Below are 19,318 nucleotides of genomic sequence, written 5' to 3' on the forward strand. Positions count from 1 at the left end.
CGAGGTACTCCTGGCAAACCACTCGGCGGACGCGGACGGGGGCCAGCTCCTCAGCCGTGAGAGGCGGCGGGCGTCAGGACCGCCGTGAGCAGCCGGTTGGCCAGCGGGGTCGGGGCGCCGAAGTCGAGGCTGAGGTTGGAGACCGAGTAGATGCCGCGCAGGGACAGGTCGCGGGTGGCGAACATGCCGTTGGCGTAGCCGTCGTCGTGGCCGGTCTTGCCCCACAGAACGCTACCGTCGGGCAGTGGGGTGGACATCAGACCGGCACCGAAACACGCCTGCTTGTTGCAGGAGGTGCCGCCGACGAACGGGACCAGGTTGCCCGCATGGTCCCTGGGCAGGGTGAACATCTCGTTCAACTGGGCAGCTGGCAGCAGCCGCCCCCGGAACAGCGCGGTGATGAAGCGGTCCAGGTCGGCCGGGGTGGAGATCATGTTGGACGGGTCGCCGCCCTGCTCGCTGACGTCCACTGCCCTGCCCTGACTGTTGGTGATGTAGCCGTGCAGGTAGGGCTGGGGCATCCGGGGGTCGTCCTCGGGCACTGAGGTCTGGTCGAGGCGCAGCGGCTTGAGAACGCGCGCTGTGACTTCTTCCTTGAACGAGTGGCCGGTGATCCGCTCGATGAGTTTGCCCGCGATACGGAAGCCGAGGGAGTTGTACTCCTGCTTGGTGCCGGGCGCGAAGTGCGGGCCGGGCCACGGGCGGCCGGTGGGACGCAGGGTGGTCTGGATGATCTCGTCGAAGGTGCGGTAGCGGAAGCGGTTCGCGATCGTCTCGTCGACGTTGTCGGCGGGCTTGGCTTCGTCAACGTCCGGTAGGCCGCTGGTGTAGTTGATCAGCTCTCGGACGGTGATCGGCTGGAAGATGCCCGGGAGCAGGCCGGGCATGTAGTGCTGGACGGTCTGGTCGAGGTCGATCCGGCCTTCGCTGGCGAGCTGCAGGATGACGGTGGTCTCGAAGACCTTGGAGATGCTGCCGATGTGGAAGTGCGCGTTGTCCGGGATCTTCCGACCGGTCTGGCTGTCGATGGTGGAGCCCTTCCACAACTGGCCCGGCTCACCGACCCGGGCGATCGCACCCGAGGTGTCGTCGGTGGGCCGGGTCTGTATGGCGGCCTGGAGCGCGGACGGGTCGAGAGATGGAAAGGCGATAACAGTGCTGGTACGCGCGCTCGTTGCGGCGAAGGCCTGTGTGCCCGACCCGGCGGTCAGGCCGACGAAGGCAGCGCCGACCAGGCTGAGCGCGGTGACACGGTGGGCCAGTGGCTTCATGGAGTAACTCCATTAGATCAGCTCTGCTGAGCGGTCCTGTCGAACGTGCTCCATCCTGCTCAGCCGCCGATGCGTCAGGTATCGGGATCGCCCCTGAGCCGACCCCGAGCTCACCCCGACGAGGCATCAGGTCCACCCCCGGCGCCAACCCCCGTAGAACGCGGCCCTCGTCAGCCGTACCCGCCCTGACTGACCCTGGCCGAGACCAGGACAGATAGTCATCGGGCCGACCTGTGTGTCGCTGAACTCGCTTACCTACTCGATCCGCACGGTTGCCTGCCAGCGTTTGCCGTCGGACGTGCGGCTGCTGAGTTGGACCGTGCCGGGCGCGGTGGCCACGAAGACACCGGGCGTCACGCCGACGGGCGGGGTGAGTACGCCGCTGTTGGCCGGAGCGAGGCGCTGCGGGGCGGAGCTGGTGATGGGACTCCACCGTGCGGACATCTGCGGGCCGTCGGCGCTGAGGAAGACATCGAGTTGCCCACCGACGTGAAGGCAGTACGTCCCGGAGTCGCTCTGGGTGAGCGTGCCCGCGGAGTGCGGCAGTTGGGCGGGCGGCAGCGTGCGGCAGGGCGTAGCGGGGCTCTGCGCGACGGCCTCATGACCGCATCCGGACACCAGCACGGCCAGCGCCGCCAGGCCGCCCAGCGCACAGGGCACTCGCGGCCCCCTGTGCTGCCTGCGCTTCGACTTCGCTCCCCGCACAACCCTCACCGCCGTCCTTGCCTGCTGCCCACCGCCACTGCGGGGCACACCCCGCACGGCCGTCGCTGTCCCAAGCCACAACGCGGGGGACAGCGACGGCACTTCACTTACCCTCCTGGTACGGAACTGGGCTCAGCCCTGGTTGCCCGAGCTGACGTAGTGGGTCACACAACCGCCCGCGCCGCCGTTGAAGTTGTTGCTCCACAGCGACTGAACGGCGAAGTCGGCACCGTTCAACGTGACGATGGACGACGCGCCCTGACCACTGGATATCCAGGCGCACTTGTCGCCGGTCTCGGACCCGGTCGAGTCGACCCAACCACTGCTGGGCGCCGGGTCGGTGAGGGTCTCGGCGTACTCGTGCCCGCCGACGATGGTCACCCCCTCGGTAGCGCCGTTGACCCCGCTGCTGCCGGTCGACACGAAGTTGGCGCCGCACCCGCTACCCGCGTCGGGAACGTACGGCATGTTGGTGTATGGCAGGTCAGCGCCGTTCGCCGCGGTGGTGTGGTCGTGCCACGCGCAGTAGCTCGTCTTGAAGCCCTGCGGCACGACACCGTGCGGTGCGTCGACGATGATCTCGACGTTGTCGCCCGAAACGCCGAAGTGGGAGGCCGCCTTGACTGCTTCGGCGGCGATGCTCGACGAGGTGGGTTTCGACGGCGCGTTGGTGGAGCTGTCCAGCCAGGTGCCGGCGACGGGGTTGGAGGCCGGGTGTCCGACGGGGGTGCCCGCACCGTTGCACTGGGTGGTCCCGGTGGCGACGCCTTCGCAGTACTGGGTCTGGCTGTTGGACCAGGTGTCACCGCTGCCGTAGGTGTGTTGGAAGAACGACAGCTGCACCGGGACTTCGCCGGACGGGTCGTTGGTCACCGTGGAGCCGCTGCCCCACTGGTTTCCCCAATAGACGATGTAGATCTTGGGGTTGGTGACGACGGCACCGCCGCCGTACGCGAGGTTGCCCCCGGAAGCGGTGGCCTGGGCGGCGCTGGAATGCGGGGACATCGCATGGGCGGAATTCGGCGAAGCGCCCGCGGGCGCGGCCAGGACCAGGGCGGATGCCGCCAGCGAGGCGGCGGCGACGGCGGCGAGGCCGGCGCGGCGCGACAGCATGTGTCTGGTGTGGGGTGTGCTCAGCAACATGGTGTCCTTCTGTGAGGGTTGCCGACAGGGGGCGATCGGGTCCGTCCGCTGGTGACGGGCGGGCCCCCACGGCCATGCGCCGACGGCGCGGGGCACGGCTTCTCGGCATGTTGTGCACATGACATTGCTCGCCGAGATGAGTGCGGCGCGGGCGGGGCTGGCTGTGGAATCCGTGCCTTGGGTGGGGGGATGGCCGGACGACTGTGGTGGTTGCTGATGGGTGCCACCACGCGGAGTGGTGTGCGGCTGAGAACGTAGCGAGTTGTCAGGCGTCGGTCAATACTTCAACCAAGTATGGGTGCCGTCGACGCGAACAAGGGGCGAACTCGGTCCTGCTCGGTGAGGTGGCGGTTGGCTGCGCCGGAGGTCGCCTGCGGCGCCACTGCTGTTGCGCGAACGTCACGCGGCCACCACAGGAGTCCGCACCGGACACCCGGTGCCAACTCATGTGGTGGCCGTGGAGAGTTCGCGGCGCGATGCCGCGTTGGACGCGGGCAATGTCGCGGACTTACCGCTGTGTGGCTCAGGTGGTGCGGAGGTACTGGATGCCCGTAGGCGCGTCCGGTGCCGCCACGCGTCAGGCGCCTGAGAACGGGCCGTCAGTGCCGAAGGCCAGCTTGGCGAAGCGGTCGCCGATGCGGCGGTGGGTGGCGGCGTCCGGGTGGATCTGGTCGGGTAGCGGCAACTCGGCCGCGTCGTCCGGACCGTAGAGAGCGCGGCCGTCGAGGTAGTGCAGGTTCGGGTCCTCGGCCGCCCGCTGCCGCACGATCCGTGCCAACTCTTCCCGGATGACGGTGAGGGTGAGTTTCCCGCTCGCACGCTCCGCCGGATCGCCCGCGGCCCGGAACAGCAGTTGTCCGTCGCCGAGGGCGGTGAGGTCCGGAGCGGTGGGACCGGGGGTGTCTTCGTGGATGGGACACAGGATGGGTGACACGACCAGCAGCGGTGCGGTGGGATGACCGTCGCGGATGGTGTCGAGGAATCCGTGGACAGCGGGGGTGAAGGCGCGCAGTCGCATCAGGTCGGTGTTGACCAGGTTGATGCCGATCTTGACGCTGATCAGGTCGGCGGGGGTGTCCCGCAGGGTGCGGGCGGTGAACGGGTCGAGCAGGGCGCTGCCGCCCAGACCGAGGTTGATCAGCTCCACGCCGCCGAGGGAGGCGGCGAGCGCTGGCCAGATGGCGGTGGGGCTCGCGGCGTCGGAGCCGTGGCTGATCGAACTGCCGTGGTGCAGCCACACCTTGCGGCCGCGGTCGACCGCGGGCTCGACGGGGGCGTCGGTGCGCAGGGCGACGAGTTCGGTCGTCTCGTTGTGCGGCAGCCAGATCTCGATGTCCTTGACGCCGTCCGGCAGTCCGGGGAAGCGGACGGTACCGACCGGGCCTGGCTGGTGCTCAGTGGTCCCGGTGACCATGTCGATGGTCAGCGTGTGGCCCCCGCTCACGCTGGCCTGGCTGACCAGGCGACCGTCGACGAGCAGGTCGTAGACACCGTCCGGGCGGGGTGGTGCGCCCACGTAGACCCGCTTGGTGCGCAGCGTGTCCAACTCGATGGCGGTGGCCTGCGTGCGGAACACCAGCCGCACACCGGAGGGTTGGGCCTCCACCATGGCGAGTTGTCCGTCGTGGTCCGGGCACTGGGCGCGGGCCCGGGCGGGCAGCCGGTGTGGCAGCACACCGTGAGCTGTGGGCTCCAACTCGAGGGCGCCGCGCAGGAGGCTCGCGGTGATGGGCGTGGTGATCCGGTTGTGCTCGGTGCGCATGGTCTCAGCCTGTTGTTTCGGGGTTTGGTGTGGTTCTGATGCGCTGGTGGCCACGGGGTGCGGGGTCAGGGGGCGGGCCAGTTGCGCAGCAGGGCGTCGAGGGCGTCCAGGACCCGTGACCAGGTTTCCTGTGTGTCGGGGGAGCTGTGGCTGAACCCTCCCCCCAGCTCCAGAGTCACGTAGCCGTGGAAGACGCTGCCCAGCAGCCGGACCGCGTGTGTCTGGTCCGGTTCCGTCAGGTGGTAGCCGCGCAGGACAGCCCGCGTCATCTGTGCGTGCCTGCCACCTGCGCTGGCGGCCGCCGTGTGCGCGTCGAGTCTCATCTGGGCTGCGGTGAAACGGCCGGGATGCTCGCGGGCGTAGTCGCGGTAGACGTTCGCGAAGGCGGTCAGGGCGTCCTTGCCAGCGCGGCCGGCCAGGGCGTCAGCGGCTCGGTCGGCGAGTTCCTCCAGGGCGAGCAGGGCGATCTTGGTCTTGAGGTCCTGGGAGCTCTTCAGGTGCGAGTACAGGCTCGCGACCTTCACGTCGAACCTCCTGGCGAGCGCGGAGACGGTCACCTGGTCGAAGCCGACCTCGTCGGCCAGCTCCGCCCCCGCCCGGGCCAGGCGCTCCGGGGTCAGTCCTGCGCGTGCCATAGTGTGCCTCCTGTCCGGCATAGGTGATTATGCATTAGCCTAAAGGATTTAGGAAATCGCCTGGCCAGGAGGGGACGCGTGCCTAGGCAGTTTCGTTTGGATCAGCGGGCGGACCCGAGGAAGATTCCTGCGATGTGGAGTCCGGGCAGGTGGATGGATGCGGTCTTCTCGTAGCGGGTGGCGATGCCTCGCCACTGCTTGAGGCGGTTGATGCACCGTTCGACGGTGTTGCGCTGCTTGTAGGTCTTCCGGTCGAAGGCAGGTGGTCTGCCGCCTCGGCTTTCCCCGTCGTAGCCACCCCTGGCCTTCCTGCGGGCGTTGGCGCGGTGTGCCGAGCCCGGCGTTGCCGCCGACGCGCTCCAGTTCGAGGCCGCGCGCGAACGTGTCAAGGCGCGTGGCGAGACGATCCGGTGGCTGTCTGAACGATGCGGCACCTCGCCTCCCCACCCGGGCTCGCCTCCCAAATAGTTGACACTGACTAGTTGAGGGTGGATAGTTGATCCCGGCTAGTCCACAGCAGTAGCCCGTCTCGGGAAAGGAAACCCCGATGAGCACCACGCGCATCAGCCCGGCCGCCGCCTCCGCCGCCCCGGTCCGGATCGCCGCCAACGCCACGGTGACCAAGCGCCTCGGGCACTGGACCACCGACCGCCGGTTCGAGGTGCGGGCCCACCGCGGGCAGGCCGTGCTGGACCTGCGCTCCCCGCAGATCCCGGACGGCGACATCCGGATCGACGTCGACCTCGACCACGCCGTGCTCAAGCTGCTGGTCGCCGACGACGCCACGCTCGACGACTGGGACCTGCGGCGCACCGGACGCGGACGGGTCAAGGACACACAGCGCCCGCAGGCGCAAGCCGGCCGCCGGATCGTGATCGTCGGCCGGATGCACAGCGGCGAGATCCGTGTCCAGCGCGGCGGCTTCGCCGTGTTGACCGCCATGTGCTCCCGCGCGTACCTCGCCGACGTGCGGCGGGCGCACCAGGAGGGTGGCATGCCGACCGTGGCCGACCCGGCTGGCACCCACTGAACTGCCCGCCGCCCCGGCGGCGCCAAGCACGTCCGTAACGCACGACCCAGGAGAAACGCATGGCGAAGAAGCGGAAAGTCGGCAACCTGCTGGCGCTGGCGGTGTTGTCCTACCTGCGCCAGAAGCCCATGCACCCCTACGAGTTGAGTCGCACGCTGCGCGACAACGGCGACGCGCGGAGCATCAAGTTCACCCACGGCTCGCTGTACATGGTGGTCCAGCAACTGGCCAAGGCCGGGTTCGTCACCGATGTGGATACCCATCGCGAGGGGCAGCGGCCGGAACGCACCGTCTACGCCCTCACCGACAGCGGCCGCGAGGAACTGCACGACTGGCTGCGCGAGTTGGTCGAGGAGCCGGAACATGAGTACCCGCGGTTCGTGGCCGCGCTGTCGCTGATCGGCGCGCTGCCGCCGAGCGAGGTCCTCGAACTGCTGCGGCGGCGGCTCGATCGGCTCGCCGAACAACGTGCCGAGATCCGCACCCTGATCGACGACGCGACCGGCAAGGGCGTCCCGGGCCTGTTCCTGATCGAGGAGGAGTACCGGCTCGCCCTGTTGGAGACCGAGTCGTCGTTCGCCGAGCGCTTCATTGCACAGATCACCGATCCGCGGACCGACTGGGCGGGTGGCTGGGCCGAGTTCCACGGTGAGCCCGCCCCCAACGGCGAGGAGAAAGCACCATGACCCACATACGCACCGCCCTGGTCGTCGGCGGCGGGATCGCCGGTCCGGTGGCCGCGATGGCGCTGCGGAAGGCAGGCGTCGACGCCACCGTGTACGAGGCCTACCGCGCCACCGCCGACGGCGTCGGCGGTGGCCTGAGCATCGCCCCCAACGGCCTGAACGCGCTAGGCGTCCTCACCGCCGACGACGCCGTGCGGCGGATCGGCACACCGATGACGGCCATGGTCGTGCAGAGTTGGACGGGCAAACGGCTCGCCGAGTTCGGCGGCCTGCCCGGCCTGCCGACCATGCAGTTCGTCTGGCGCAGCGAGCTGTACCGGGCGCTGTACGACGAGGCGGCCCGGCGCGGCATCCGCACCGAGCACGGCAAACGGCTGGTCCATCTCACCGACACCGGTGACGAGGTGACCGCGCACTTCGCCGACGGCACCCAGGCGACCGCCGACATCCTCGTGGGAGCCGACGGCATCCGCTCCACGACCCGGACGCTGATAGACCCAGCCGCCCCTCGACCGCGTTACACGGGTCTGATCAGCTTCGGTGCGCGGTTGACGGACACCGGGGCAGCACCCACCGGCGGCAAGATGCACATGGTCTTCGGCAAGCGTGCTTTCTTCGGCTACCAGGTGCTTGACGACGGCAGCGGCGGATGGTTCGTCAACCTGCCGCATCGCGCGCCGATCACGCTGGCCGAGACCCGGCAGGTGCCCGCCGAGGAGTGGCTGCGCGTGCTGCGCGAGGCCTTCGCCGACGACCGCACCCCTGCACTGCAACTGCTGCGCCGCACCGAGCCCGCCGACCTCCTGGTCGTCGGCCCGATGGAGGACATCCCCACCGTGCCCACCTGGCACCGGGGCCGCACGGTCCTGATCGGCGACGCCGCGCACGCCACCTCACCCAGTTCGGGACAGGGCGCCTCACTGGCCGCGGAGAGCGCCGTGGAACTCGCCCGCTGCCTGCGGGACTTGCCGCATGAGCAGGCGTTCGCCGCCTTCGAGCGGCTGCGCCGGGCCCGCGCCGAGAAGATCATCGCCGCGGCCGCGCGCACCAACAGCGACAAGGCCGCGGGCCCGATCGCCCGCGTGCTGCGCGACCTGCTGATGCCGACGACGATGAGGCTGCTGGCCAAGCCCGAGAAGATGGCCTGGCAGTACGACCACCGCATCCCCTGGGACGCCCCCGTCACCCGGACCGGCTGAGGCGCGGCCGCCCGCCAGCGAGCCCGCTCGGCGCCCTTGTGGCCAGTCGGCCGCACCGTGCTCGCAGCGCGGAGCTGGCGGGGCTGGACGTTGTGGGTGCCGATGCCCATGTGTATCTGGCGCGTGACGGCACATCCCAACACGCGCCCGCGCCCTCGCGTTGTTTTAGCCTGTCCCACACCGGATGGAGCGATTCACCGCCGGGCCCGTCGTCGTCCCGTCGGACAGGCACGCCTAGGCGTCGAGTGGGCGCAGCTCGGTGGGGGCGGGCAGCCGGGGCTCCCAGGGGCTCGGCCGCAGCCAGCGGGTGCGTGCGGCGAGGCAGCCGAGGGCGAGCGAGATCAGGTGTCCGGCGTCGGCGAGTTGCTGGTCGTACAGCCACGCGGCGGTCAGCCCCGCGGCGAGCAGCGGCAGTCCGTACCGGCGCGGCGGACCCGCTGCCAGCGCGAGGAGACAGGCGCCCGTGGTGACCAGCCCGTAGCTGATGCCGACATCACGGGCGCGGGTGGTGATGCCGGGCATGTGCGCCAGACGCATCAACCACAGCGCGCCCTCGGTGAGCAACGTCGCGGTGAGGTGCCCGAAGACGAACACCCCCACCGCCCGTCGCGAGCCCCAACGCCACTCCGCGGTGCCCAGCACGGCGGCCACGGCGACGACGCCGAGCAGCACGGGCACACCGTCGACCACCAGCCCGCTGGTGAACAGGGTCCACCACTTGCCGACCTCCATGTGATGCACATTGCTGCTGTTGTGCCGCATGAAGCGGGCCTGTTCCGCGGCTGGTTGGCCCTTCAGCCACCAAGCCGTCAGCAGTAGTGCCGCTACGTAGGCGGCGGTTGCCCGCAGCCGCCTCGCTGAGCGTGTGATCCTGCTCTGAATGTCGTGCTTCGCCATCCCGCCCACCCCATTGGCCAACTTCTTCGGGTACTTCCGGGACGGAGACTGCGGCGCGGCCGTTGGCGGTTGCATACCCACGGCCCAACTTCTCTGTGGTATCCGCCCCGCACAAGGGACGGCGTCGCGGGCGCTGGCCAGTTGGGAAACGCGTTGCCGCGTGTGACTGCCCGGTGCTGGGATGACCGCGTGCACAGTGAGACGGTGCTGGCGGCGTACGACCAGCAGATGCGGCGGGGAGCCAGGGCCGATGGTCCGGGCGCCCGGGTCGAGCGAATCGGCAACGTGGTACGCCACTTTGGCACGGAGCGGGACTGGAATGGCGTCCTGTGGTCGGACCTGGACGCGGACACCGCGGACGCGGCGATCGCCGAACAAGTCGCGTTCTTCGGGGCGTTGGGTGTTGACGACTTCGAGTGGAAGCTCTACTCCCATGACCGCCCGGCCGATCTCGGGCGACGCCTCGGCGCGGCGGGGTTCACCCCGCGCCCCCAGGAGGCTCTGATGGTCGCGGAGATCGGCGAACTCGCCACGGGGGTGAACCTCCCAGCGGGTATCCATCTGCGCCCCGTCGCAACCGCCGCCGATGTGGACCTGGTGGTGGACGTTCACGAACGGGTCTTCGGTGCGGACGGTTCCCGCCTCCGACACCGACTGCTCGCCCAACTCGCCGAAGCGCCCGACACGGTGATGGCGGTCCTCGCCATGGCAGCCGACCAGCCCGTCTGCGCTGCCCGCTTGGAGCTCCACGCGGGAGCCGACTTCGCCAGCCTGTGGGGCGGTGGCACGCTCCCCGCTTGGCGCGGCAAGGGCATCTACCGCGCGCTGATCGCGTACCGGGCCGCGATCGCCGCCGAGCGGGGCTACCAGTACCTGCAGGTGGACGCGTCGGACGAGAGTCGGCCAATTCTCGGACGGCTGGGTTTTGTTCGATTGAGCACGACTACGCCGTACCTGTACCAGTTCTGAGGCCTTGTGGAGATTTGCCGTTCAGGGCCCCAGGTGGAGGCCGGGCTGTTTCTCTCCCTCATAAGGGATCAAGCCCCCCCCTACGAGTTCAATCGCGGCAACAGACGCTCTCGTATCAGAAGCGGTATACGCTATTCCCTGAAGGTGGCTTCGGGCGTTTAATGGCACGTGGCGAGAAGCTAGCGGCGCCGGAAGAATCGAAAACGTGTGCCGTGCTCGCACGGTCTGACAGCAGCGTGTAGTCCACCTGCCTTGTGGGGGAGGCGGCTTATGCATGGCCGGAGAGGTTCAAGTTGCCCGACAGCGGAAAGAGAAGCTGTTTCCCTGTACCTTCCGGCTCCCCTACTTGAGGGTGCGTTTCGTCCGGGATATCGGGGCGTGACTGGGTCAATCTCAGTTGAAGTCGCCCCTGTTGGCCGTATTGGCCGACGGGCTCGGATCGGGCCAGGCCACGGCGCCTGATGTCGTGCGGCTGAGATGGAGCGTACTGGGAAATTCGGCTGTTCGGCGCCGTAGCGCTGACGGGGGCGGTTGAGCCGTACGTCTATTAGGCGACGTGCCAGGACGACGTGTTGCGTGGGCTGCCGAACGCTCTGGCGTTCGTTCGACGTTTTCCCCCTGCTGGGGAGCAGGTCGCGGCGCGTGGCGCCGGTGCGCCCTGAGGGATGACGTTCGCGGCGTCACAGCCAACTATCCGCGGGGCAGGGCCCGTGAGTTGAGATTCTCCAGGAAGGATCCTTTATGCCTGTTGCTTTGTCCTCGGTAGAGGCCTCCACCACGCGAGAGGTAGTTCTGACGTATCCCGCGAAGTGGTCACGACCGCCCAGCACGACTCTCCAGGGTGCCCCGGAGATTCCCTGGCTCAAACGCCTTGGTTACCTCGAGACAGTGGAGGACCGCGCGTTCGTGAAGGATCTGCAGTCCAGGATCTTCGCGGTTCACTGCTATCCCGATGCCCGGCCCGGTGCGCTTGACGTGATCGCGAGGTTCCTCGCGCTGTGGACGCGGCACGACGACCGGCTGGAAAGTGAAGGCGGCATCTCCAAGGACCGCGCCGATCTCATCCGCTGTGCTCTGACCGGAGCGCTGACAGAGCCCCCCGTCACTGCTGACCGGGAGATCCGGGCCTGGTGGGAGATCGGACAGGACTTCGCGAAACTGGCCAGCCCTAAATGGTGCCATCGCTTCGGAGAGCGATACGGGGCCTGGCAGGACGCGGTCCGGGCCGAAGCCCAGATGGTCGCCAACTGGGGACGGTATCCAGAAGTCGGGATCTATTCCGGAATCCGTAACCGGGCTGCTGGTATGGGGCCGTGGGTGGCGCTGATCGAATTCGCCCTGGGGCGCGAACTTCCCACCAGCGCTCTTGATATCGATCTGGAGCGCATCTACGAACTCGTCGGCAGCGTGCACCTCGCTGACAACGATCTGCACGGCATCACCATGGACTCGCGGGCCGACTGGCCCAACCTGGTCTTCTCCATCGCTCACCACGACGGCCTCAGTTGGGCCGAGGCGAGCGAGGAAGTGGCCCGTCTGCATGCCCGGTACCTGTGTCAGTTCCACACGGTCGACCAGCACCTGCGAAACCGCAACCCCGAGATCGCCTGGTGGCTGGACGCGGTCCGCCACCTAATGGCCGGGCTGGTGACCGGGCATCAACTCTCCCCGCGCTACTCGCCGGTGCACCGTCTGGAGGACGGCACGAGGCTGCGCGTCACCGTGCACTGGCGAAAGTAGCTGACGTGCGACGTGCCGGGCGGCCAAGAGGCCGCCCGGCACGTCGGTTTCTGGGACGGGATGCGGGGGAGGACGGGCAGGCGGATGCCCGGCATCGGCACGTCCTACCGCTTCCGCAACCACCGGAGCAGTGAACGGCATCGGGTGGCGACCCGATGGGAGAAGGACGACGGAGTCGGCATCTCCTCGCGGGGCGGCTCCGGCATCGGGTACCTCGGTGCCACGGGTGGCGCAGGCATCACCAAGGACTCCCCGAACAGTTCTGGCTCAGGCTCCCGTGGGGTGAACTCCACCGGCACGGCGACCAGCCGCCGGGACAACAGGGAGGACTCCCAGTGCAGTTGGTCCTCCGGAACCGCCAGCTCCAGGTCGGGCAGGCGCGCCAGGAGAGCGTCGATGCCGGTGTCGGCGATGGCGCGGCCGATGTCCTGGCCGGGGCATTCGTGAGGCCCGCTGCTGAAGGACAGGTGTGACCGGTTGCCGTGGACGGGGACGGAGAGGTCGGGGCGGATCGCCGGGTCGATGTTGCCTGCGGCCAGGCCGAGGATCATCAAGTCACCGGACTTGATCTTCTGATCGGCGAACTCCGCGTTCCCGGTGGCCCAGCGGCCGTAGACCCGGCTGAACGGCGGTGCGTCCCAGAGCACCTGCTCGACGGCATCGGGGAGGGTCATGTGCCCACCGGCCAGGGAGGCGCGGAACCGGGGGTCGGTCAGGACCATCAGCAAGGTGTTGGCGATGAGGTTGGCGGTGGTCTCGTAGGCGGTGATGAGGACGAGTCGTAGGTGTTCCGCCGCCTCGTCGTCACTGAGGCCGGCCCGGTGTTCCAGTAGCCATGACGCGAAGTCGCTTCCGGGCAGAGCGCGCTTGGCCACCACCAGTTGGCGCAGAGTCTTCATCACGTACTCGTTGCTGGCGATGGCCGTCTCGGTCCCCTTGACCATGTCCCGGGCCGCTTGGACGAGGCGTGGGCCGTACTCGTCGGGCATTCCGAGAAGCTGGGTCAAGGTCAGCATGGGCAGGTGCTCGGCGAACTGTTCCACCAACTCGGCCTTGCCGTCGGCGGCGAAGCCGTCCACGAGCTGGTTGGCGAACCGAACGACGTAGCGCCGGATCCCGCGCCGGTCGAAGCGGCCCATGCTCTCGGTCACCGCGGCACGCAGCCGTTCGTGCTCCTCGCCGTCGGCGAAGACACAAAGTGGCTGCCAGGCGACCACCGGCAACAGCGGCGAGTCCATCGGCACCCGCCCCTCCTGGAGTTCGCGCCACCGCCGTGAGTCCCGCGAGAACCGCGACGGCGTCCGCATCACCTCGAGGTTCTCGGCGTATCCCAGGACGAGCCACGCGGGCAGGTCACCATGCACCAACACCGGTGCCACCGCCCCGTGTTCCGCGCGGAGCTTGTTGTACAGGCCGATGGGGTCGGCCTCCGCCTCCGGGCCGTAGAGGCGCCGTACCCCGCCGGGGCCGATGGGCCCGACGCGGTGGGCGGGGCAGCCGGGGGGCGGGGCGAGAGGGGAGTTGGACGGAGTAGTGGTCACGAGTGCTCCGGAGTAACTGCGAGGGAGTGCAGGTAGCGCATCAGGGTCAACAGGACGTCGCGGCTGGAGGCCCGCTTGCGGGCGTCGCAGTCGACGATGGGGACGTGTGCGGGCAGGTCGAGGGCGGCGCGTAGTTCCTCGGTGGGGTATGTGGGGGCGTCCGGGAAGGTGTTTATGGCGACGACGAAGGGGACGTCCCGTTCCTCCAGCCGTCCGATCACATCGAAGCTGACCTCCAGGCGGCGGGTGTCCACCAGGACCACGGCTCCCAACGCACCTCGGAACAGGCCGTTCCACAGGAACCAGAAGCGCTGTTGGCCGGGTGTGCCGAACAGGTAGAGCACCAGTTCCTCGTTGATGCTGATCCGGCCGAAGTCCATGGCGACGGTGGTCGCCGTCTTGCGTTCCACCCCGGCGATGTCGTCCACCCCGACACCGGCCTGGGTCATCGTCTCCTCGGTGGTCAGCGGACGGATCTCGCTCACCGAGCCGACCAGGGTCGTCTTGCCGACCCCGAACCCCCCTACGATCACGATCTTCACCGCGGCGGTGGCCGACGAGGGCAACGTGTCCTCGGCCCGCGGCCCGACAACGCTGTCGGCGTCGACCAGTTCAGAGCTTTTGAAGTCCATGCATCACCGCCTCAATGAGCGCAGCATCGGGAAGTTGGGCGGGCGGTACCAGCGCACGCGCCTCCACCCGTTCGTCGGCCAGCAGGTCCGCGACCAGCACGCTCACCACGCTGACGGGCAGATGTAAGTACGCCGAGATCTCGGCCACCGACAGCGGGGACTGGCACAGCCGTACGATCGCCGAGTGCTCCGGCTGCATCCCCGATGTCGGCCCCGACCGCGAGACGATCAGCGTGACCAGGTCGATCGTGGCCTTCGCGGTCGAACCGCTGCGTCCCTTGGTGATCACGTACAGGCGTTCCGGGTCACCTTCGTTCCACTCCGGCTCGTTCTTCTTCTCTTCCGCATCGCTCATGTGGCCTGCCCGTCGTTGCGCGGCGGGCTGCTCAGGTGCTCACCGATACGGGCCACCAGGTCCCGCATGCGCTGTCCCATCAGGCCCGCGTCGACCCCCTCGTCGGCGAGCACCGCCAGATACGCGCCGGCGCCTGCCGCCATCAGGTAGAAGAAGCCGCCGTTGATCTCGATCACGACCAGCCGCATCAGGCCGTTGCTGTGCGGGAACTCGGCGGCCACCGCCGCGGCCAGGCTCTGCAACCCGGCACAGGCGGCGGCGAGCCGGTCGGCGGCGTCGGTGTCGGCGCCGTACTGCGCCATCCGCAGACCGTCCGAGGAGAGCACCACCACCTGACGGGTGAACGGAACGCCCTCCGCCAGGTCCTTGAGCATCCAGTCCATGTTGGCCCGCAACTGCATCATGGCTATTCACCCTTATCCGATGACTCGTCACTGTTGTCGTGGACTGGAGCGCTGGTTGACGCATCGCCGTTCACGGCGCTGTGGAAAGCGGCCAGCCACATACCCGGTGGCTCCTTGCCCTGCTCCGAAGCGTCCGCGGCGGGGGACTTGGCGGCGGGGGCCGAGACAGAACGCGTTCGCGGCGGCGGCACAGGGGTGCGGCGACGCCGCTGCGGCAGCCCGTTGGCGGTGCGCTCGGTCACCACCGGCACATCGTCGTCCATGGTGCCGCGCGGCATGCCGCGACGGGGGCTGGCGGCGGTGATGGGCCGCGGAATCGAGATCTTGGGCGCCGTGGGGTCCTGCTTGGTGATGGCGACCGCGCCGATGCCGTGTGCCCTGCCCGTCGCCGCGGCCGTGGTCAGGTGTTCCTGCGGGACGATCAGCACCGCCCGTACCCCGCCGTACGCCGAGGGCCGCAGCGAGACCTGGAAGCCGTAGGCCTGGGACAGCCGTCCCACCACCGCCAGACCGAGCCGGGGCGTCTCGCCCAGGTCGTTGAGGTCGATACCGGCCTGTGCCTGCGCCAGCATCCGTTCGGCGCGGGCCCGGGCCTCCTCGCTGAGGCTCACCCCGCCGTCCTCGATCTCCACCGCGATACCGGACTGCACCTCGACCGCGGTCAGATGCACCTTGGTCTCCGGCGGCGAGTAACGAGTGGCGTTGTCCAGCAGTTCGGACAGCGCGTGGATCAGCGGTTCCACCGTGGGGCCGATGATGGCGATCTCCGACACCGAGTGCAGTTCCACCCGTTGGTAGTCGAGGATCCGCGACATGGCACCGCGCAGGCAACTGAACAGCGGTACCGCCTTGCTCCACTGCCTGCCGGGCCGGGCACCGCCGAGCACCGCGATGCTGTCGGCGAGGCGGCCGATCAGCGCCGTGCCGTGGTCCAACCGCAGCAGGTCACCGAAGACTTCGGGGTCGTTGCCGTGCCGGTCCTCCATCTCCCGCAGGCCGCGGGCCTGTTGGTGGACGATGGCCTGTACGCGCCGGGCGATGTTGACGAAGGCGCGCTGCGCGGAGTCACGCATGTCCTCCTCGGCGGAGACCGCCTCCAGGACGGTGCGCACCACCTTCAGGTTGACGGCGTTGGATTCGGGATCGCCGCGCCCCTGCTGGTTGGCGGCGACCGCCCTGATGACGTCCTCGGGGAACTCGCCCCGTTGGATGCGGCCCACCGCCTCGGGGAGCAGGACGTCCGCCAACCACATGGTGTCGGCCCGTTGTTGGGCGAGCCGGGCGTTGAGGGTGGCCTCCTGCTCGGCGAGCCGGTCGCGCAGTACCGCGACCACGCGTCCCCGGCGCGCCGTCTCCGCGGTGACCAGGGCCACCGCCACCGTCGCCACGGCACCGCACCAGGCGACGAGCCCGCGCGCCTGCGCGGAGGCGACCGCGACGGCGACGGTCGCGCACAAAGCGGTCCCGGCGGCAGGCAGTAACCACGGGACAACCGAGGCGGGCCGGGGGACTCCGGATGACGATCCAGCAGGAACCATCAGCATCCTCAAACCGTCAGCAGACTTGGATGAACGAAAGGCGGATACGGCATCAGCGGCAACCCCAACAGCACACAGGGGCGACGCGGCGTAACTGCCGCAACACGCTGAGCCGCGAAGCAGCATAGCCATGCTCCGCCTGTGCCTGACGCATAATCATTCTCTTTGCGGCAACTGGCAGTTGGCGCCACGGATTTCTGTATGCTGCTCCCTCGCGGGGCGGCTCCCGGGCCACACCACCGGTGTGCGCTTAAGGGACCTCGACCCAGTCGAGGGTGCGCTGCACGGCCTTCTGCCAGCCCGCGTAGCCTTCGGCGCGCCGCTGTTCGCTCCATCGCGGGTACCAGCGCTTGGACTCGTGCCAGTGCGCGCGCAGTTCGTCGGTGTCGCGCCAGAAGCCGGTGGCGAGCCCGGCCGCGTAGGCCGCGCCGAGCGCGGTGGTCTCGGCGACGACCGGGCGGCTGACCGGGACCCCGAGGATGTCGGCCTGGGTCTGCATGCACAGGTCGTTGGCGGTGACCCCGCCGTCCACCTTGAGCACGTCCAGGTGGACCCCGGAGTCCTGGAACATCGCCTCGACCACGTCGCGGCTCTGGTAGCAGATGGCTTCCAGGGTGGCCCGGGCCAGGTGTCCGTTGGTGTGGTAGCGGGCCAGCCCCACGATCGCGCCGCGCGCGTCGGAACGCCAGTACGGTGCGAACAGTCCGGAGAACGCGGGTACGAAGTAGATGCCTCCGCTGTCCTCGACGGTAAGGGCGAGCGTCTCGCTCTCGGCGGCGTCCCGGATGGTGCGCATCTGGTCGCGCAGCCACTGCACCGCGGATCCGGTGACGGCGATCGACCCCTCCAGCGCGTAGACGGCGGGGGAGTCGCCGAACCGGTAGCAGACCGTGGTGATCAGGCCGTGCTCCGAACGCACCGGCTGGGTACCGGTGTTGAGCAGCAGGAAGTTGCCGGTGCCGTAGGTGTTCTTCGCCTCGCCGGGCGCGAAGCACACCTGCCCGACGGTGGCGGCCTGTTGGTCGCCCAGCACTCCGGTGATCGGGACCGCGGTGCGCAGCGGTCTGGTGGTGCGGGCCTGGCCGAACGCCTCGGGGTGGGATGAGGGGTTGATCTTCGGCAGCATGGCGCGGGGTATGCCGAACAGTTCGAGCAACTCCTCGTCCCAGTCGAGGGTTTCCAGGTCCATCAGCATGGTGCGGCTGGCGTTGGTGACGTCGGTCGCGTGGATGCCGCCGCTGGGGCCGCCGGTGAGGTTCCACAGCACCCAGCAGTCGGTGGTGCCGAACAGCGCGTGCCCGCGCTCGGCGGCCTCGCGCACGCCGGGTACGTTCTCCAGGATCCACCGCACCTTGCCGCCGGAGAAGTAGGTGGCGGGCGGCAGTCCTGCCCGGCGGCGGATCAGGTCGCCGTGGCCGTCCCGCTCCAGCGCGGAGGCGATGGTGTCGGTACGGGTGTCCTGCCAGACGATGGCGTTGCAGTACGGCTGGCCGGTGCGCGGGTCCCACACCACGGTGGTCTCGCGCTGGTTGGTGATGCCGATGGCGGCCAGGTCGGACGGGGCGATCCCGGCGGTACGGGTGGCGGTCTGGATGGTGACGTTGGTGCGCTCCCAGATCTCCACCGGATCGTGCTCGACCCAGCCGGGGCGCGGCAGGATCTGAGTGTGTTCCAGCTGGTGCCTGGCCACCTCGTTGCCGTCGTGGTCGAAGATCATGAAGCGGCTGCTGGTGGTCCCCTGGTCGATCGCGCCGACGAAGTCCGCCATGGCTGGTCGCCTCTCACGCGGTGGGTGGTCCGCTGCCGGGCGGCGTCGGGATCTCGCCGGGTTCCTGGGGCTGGGGGACCGGCAGATAGCGGCTGATGGACAGCTTGTAGAAGGCCGCGCCGACCAGCCCGCCGATCAGCGGTGCGACGATGGGCACCCAGAAGTAGAGGTTCCCCCACTGGTCGCGGAAGGCGCCCCGGTAGCCGGTGATGAAGCTGGCCAGCCGGGGGCCGAAGTCACGGGCCGGGTTGATGGCGTAGCCCGCGTCGGCGCCGAACGCCATGCCGATCACCACCACGATCAGGCCGATGACGAACGGCGCCAGGTTCGCGCGGGGGGGCGTGTTGAGCAGATCGGTGACCGCGAGGATCAGCATCATCAGCAGCGCGGTGCCGATCACCTGGTCGCGGAAGGCGCCCCACTCGTGGATGCCCGCGGTGAGTGAGCCGTTGCCGGGCAGGGTGGAGAAGACGATCTGGGTCGCGGTGGTGTGTTTGGGGTCGGCGCGGGCCAGTACCTCGGTGAAGTTCCAGCGGACCAGTAGGGCCGCGACGAAGGCCCCGGCCGTCTGGGCCACCGCGTAGGGCAGCACCTTGGGCCAGGGGAAGCCCTTGAACGCGGCCAGCGCGAGGGTGACCGCGGGGTTGAGGTGGGCGCCGCTGATGCGTCCCGCCATGTAGACGCCGAACGTCACCCCCCAACCCCAGGCCCAGGCGATGCTGTCGTGGTTGCCGAGGCCGCCTTTGGGGCTGGTCAGGGCGCCTGCCGCCACCACCTGTGCCACCACGCCGCAGCCGAAGAGGATCAGCACCATCGTTCCGGCGAACTCCGCGGAGAGCTCGCCGATCAGCCGCGGTTTCGGTGTGGGTTCACTCATGGGCGCCCGCCTCCTCAGGGCTGCGGCTCCGGCACGCAAAGAACCGTGCACCATCTTCCGGCACCGGAAGGGACCCGGCCAGTCGGACTTGACCAGGGCTCGCGCGTGCTGTTTAGTTGTACACAACTTAGTTGTGCACAATGCACATGCCAGGAGTTGAGAGGCT

Annotated in this window: 18 protein-coding genes and 1 pseudogene; 5 read left to right on the plus strand and 14 right to left on the minus strand. The window is 69.0% G+C overall.

Features of this window, described 5'->3' with window-relative positions; genetic code table 11:
- Positions 1-50: 50 nt before the first annotated feature.
- The 6 genes and pseudogenes from NON19_RS02325 to NON19_RS02350 form a co-directional block, all read right to left on the minus strand.
- The gene (locus tag NON19_RS02325; protein ID WP_255924822.1) at positions 51-1,271 is read right to left on the minus strand and encodes a serine hydrolase domain-containing protein; all 1,221 of its coding nucleotides are present in this window, start codon (positions 1,269-1,271) and stop codon (positions 51-53) included.
- A 255-nt stretch (positions 1,272-1,526) separates the two neighbouring features.
- On the minus strand, positions 1,527-1,931 hold the full coding sequence (locus NON19_RS02330) for a hypothetical protein (RefSeq protein ID WP_255924823.1): 405 nt from the start codon (positions 1,929-1,931) through the stop codon (positions 1,527-1,529).
- 177 nt (positions 1,932-2,108) lie between these two features.
- Positions 2,109-3,119, minus strand: a complete 1,011-nt coding sequence (locus NON19_RS02335; RefSeq protein WP_255924824.1) for a hypothetical protein — start codon at positions 3,117-3,119, stop codon at positions 2,109-2,111.
- 577 nt (positions 3,120-3,696) lie between these two features.
- Positions 3,697-4,881, minus strand: coding sequence for a GDSL-type esterase/lipase family protein (locus tag NON19_RS02340; RefSeq protein WP_255924825.1), 1,185 nt, complete (start codon positions 4,879-4,881; stop codon positions 3,697-3,699).
- A gap of 65 nt (positions 4,882-4,946) precedes the next feature.
- On the minus strand, positions 4,947-5,516 hold the full coding sequence (locus NON19_RS02345; RefSeq protein ID WP_255924826.1) for a TetR/AcrR family transcriptional regulator: 570 nt from the start codon (positions 5,514-5,516) through the stop codon (positions 4,947-4,949).
- A 101-nt stretch (positions 5,517-5,617) separates the two neighbouring features.
- Positions 5,618-5,833 (minus strand): annotated as a pseudogene (locus NON19_RS02350) (hypothetical protein); the annotation flags it as partial.
- A 230-nt stretch (positions 5,834-6,063) separates the two neighbouring features.
- Here NON19_RS02350 and NON19_RS02355 point away from each other — a divergent pair.
- From NON19_RS02355 to NON19_RS02365, 3 genes are read left to right on the plus strand one after another with little or no spacing between them, the layout of a single operon-like run.
- A complete protein-coding gene (locus NON19_RS02355; protein ID WP_255924827.1) occupies positions 6,064-6,546 on the plus strand; it encodes a hypothetical protein in 483 nt (160 codons plus the stop codon).
- Positions 6,547-6,605: 59 nt separating this feature from the next.
- Positions 6,606-7,232: a PadR family transcriptional regulator gene (locus NON19_RS02360; RefSeq protein WP_255924828.1), complete on the plus strand. Its 627-nt coding sequence runs from the start codon at positions 6,606-6,608 to the stop codon at positions 7,230-7,232.
- A complete protein-coding gene (locus tag NON19_RS02365; protein ID WP_255924829.1) occupies positions 7,229-8,431 on the plus strand; it encodes an FAD-dependent oxidoreductase in 1,203 nt (400 codons plus the stop codon). Before NON19_RS02360 ends, NON19_RS02365 begins: the two co-directional genes overlap by 4 nt.
- A 234-nt stretch (positions 8,432-8,665) precedes the next feature.
- Here NON19_RS02365 and NON19_RS02370 read toward each other — a convergent pair whose 3' ends face one another.
- Complete coding sequence (locus tag NON19_RS02370) at positions 8,666-9,328, minus strand: rhomboid-like protein (RefSeq protein WP_255924830.1); 663 nt, start codon at positions 9,326-9,328, stop codon at positions 8,666-8,668.
- Between the two features lie 189 nt (positions 9,329-9,517).
- On the opposite strand from NON19_RS02370, the gene NON19_RS02375 reads away from it, so the two are divergent.
- Both NON19_RS02375 and NON19_RS02380 read left to right on the plus strand, forming a co-directional pair.
- Complete coding sequence (locus NON19_RS02375; protein ID WP_255924831.1) at positions 9,518-10,297, plus strand: GNAT family N-acetyltransferase; 780 nt, start codon at positions 9,518-9,520, stop codon at positions 10,295-10,297.
- A 906-nt stretch (positions 10,298-11,203) separates the two neighbouring features.
- A complete protein-coding gene (locus tag NON19_RS02380; protein ID WP_255924832.1) occupies positions 11,204-12,037 on the plus strand; it encodes a terpene synthase family protein in 834 nt (277 codons plus the stop codon).
- Between the two features lie 104 nt (positions 12,038-12,141).
- Here the strand turns inward: NON19_RS02380 and NON19_RS02385 are convergent, their stop codons facing one another.
- The 7 genes from NON19_RS02385 to NON19_RS02415 form a co-directional block, all read right to left on the minus strand.
- The gene (locus tag NON19_RS02385; protein ID WP_255924833.1) at positions 12,142-13,578 is read right to left on the minus strand and encodes a cytochrome P450; all 1,437 of its coding nucleotides are present in this window, start codon (positions 13,576-13,578) and stop codon (positions 12,142-12,144) included.
- Complete coding sequence (locus tag NON19_RS02390) at positions 13,575-14,210, minus strand: GTP-binding protein (RefSeq protein ID WP_255924834.1); 636 nt, start codon at positions 14,208-14,210, stop codon at positions 13,575-13,577. The genes NON19_RS02385 and NON19_RS02390 overlap by 4 nt, the downstream gene beginning before the upstream one ends.
- The gene (locus NON19_RS02395) at positions 14,191-14,565 is read right to left on the minus strand and encodes a DUF742 domain-containing protein (protein WP_255924835.1); all 375 of its coding nucleotides are present in this window, start codon (positions 14,563-14,565) and stop codon (positions 14,191-14,193) included. Before NON19_RS02395 ends, NON19_RS02390 begins: the two co-directional genes overlap by 20 nt.
- Positions 14,562-14,969 carry a roadblock/LC7 domain-containing protein gene (locus tag NON19_RS02400; RefSeq protein WP_255924836.1) on the minus strand — a complete coding sequence of 136 codons (408 nt, stop codon included), beginning with the start codon at positions 14,967-14,969 and terminating at the stop codon, positions 14,562-14,564. The genes NON19_RS02395 and NON19_RS02400 overlap by 4 nt, the downstream gene beginning before the upstream one ends.
- 2 nt (positions 14,970-14,971) lie before the next feature.
- A complete protein-coding gene (locus tag NON19_RS02405; protein ID WP_255925021.1) occupies positions 14,972-16,507 on the minus strand; it encodes an ATP-binding protein in 1,536 nt (511 codons plus the stop codon).
- A 250-nt stretch (positions 16,508-16,757) separates the two neighbouring features.
- Positions 16,758-18,275, minus strand: coding sequence for a glycerol kinase GlpK (glpK, locus tag NON19_RS02410; protein ID WP_255924837.1), 1,518 nt, complete (start codon positions 18,273-18,275; stop codon positions 16,758-16,760).
- 13 nt (positions 18,276-18,288) lie between these two features.
- Positions 18,289-19,152 (minus strand): MIP/aquaporin family protein, encoded by an 864-nt coding sequence (locus NON19_RS02415; protein ID WP_255924838.1) that lies wholly within the window; start codon positions 19,150-19,152, stop codon positions 18,289-18,291.
- Positions 19,153-19,318 lie beyond the last annotated feature (166 nt).

The organism is Streptantibioticus rubrisoli, assembly GCF_024436055.1.
Taxonomy (GTDB): domain Bacteria; phylum Actinomycetota; class Actinomycetes; order Streptomycetales; family Streptomycetaceae; genus Streptantibioticus_A; species Streptantibioticus_A rubrisoli.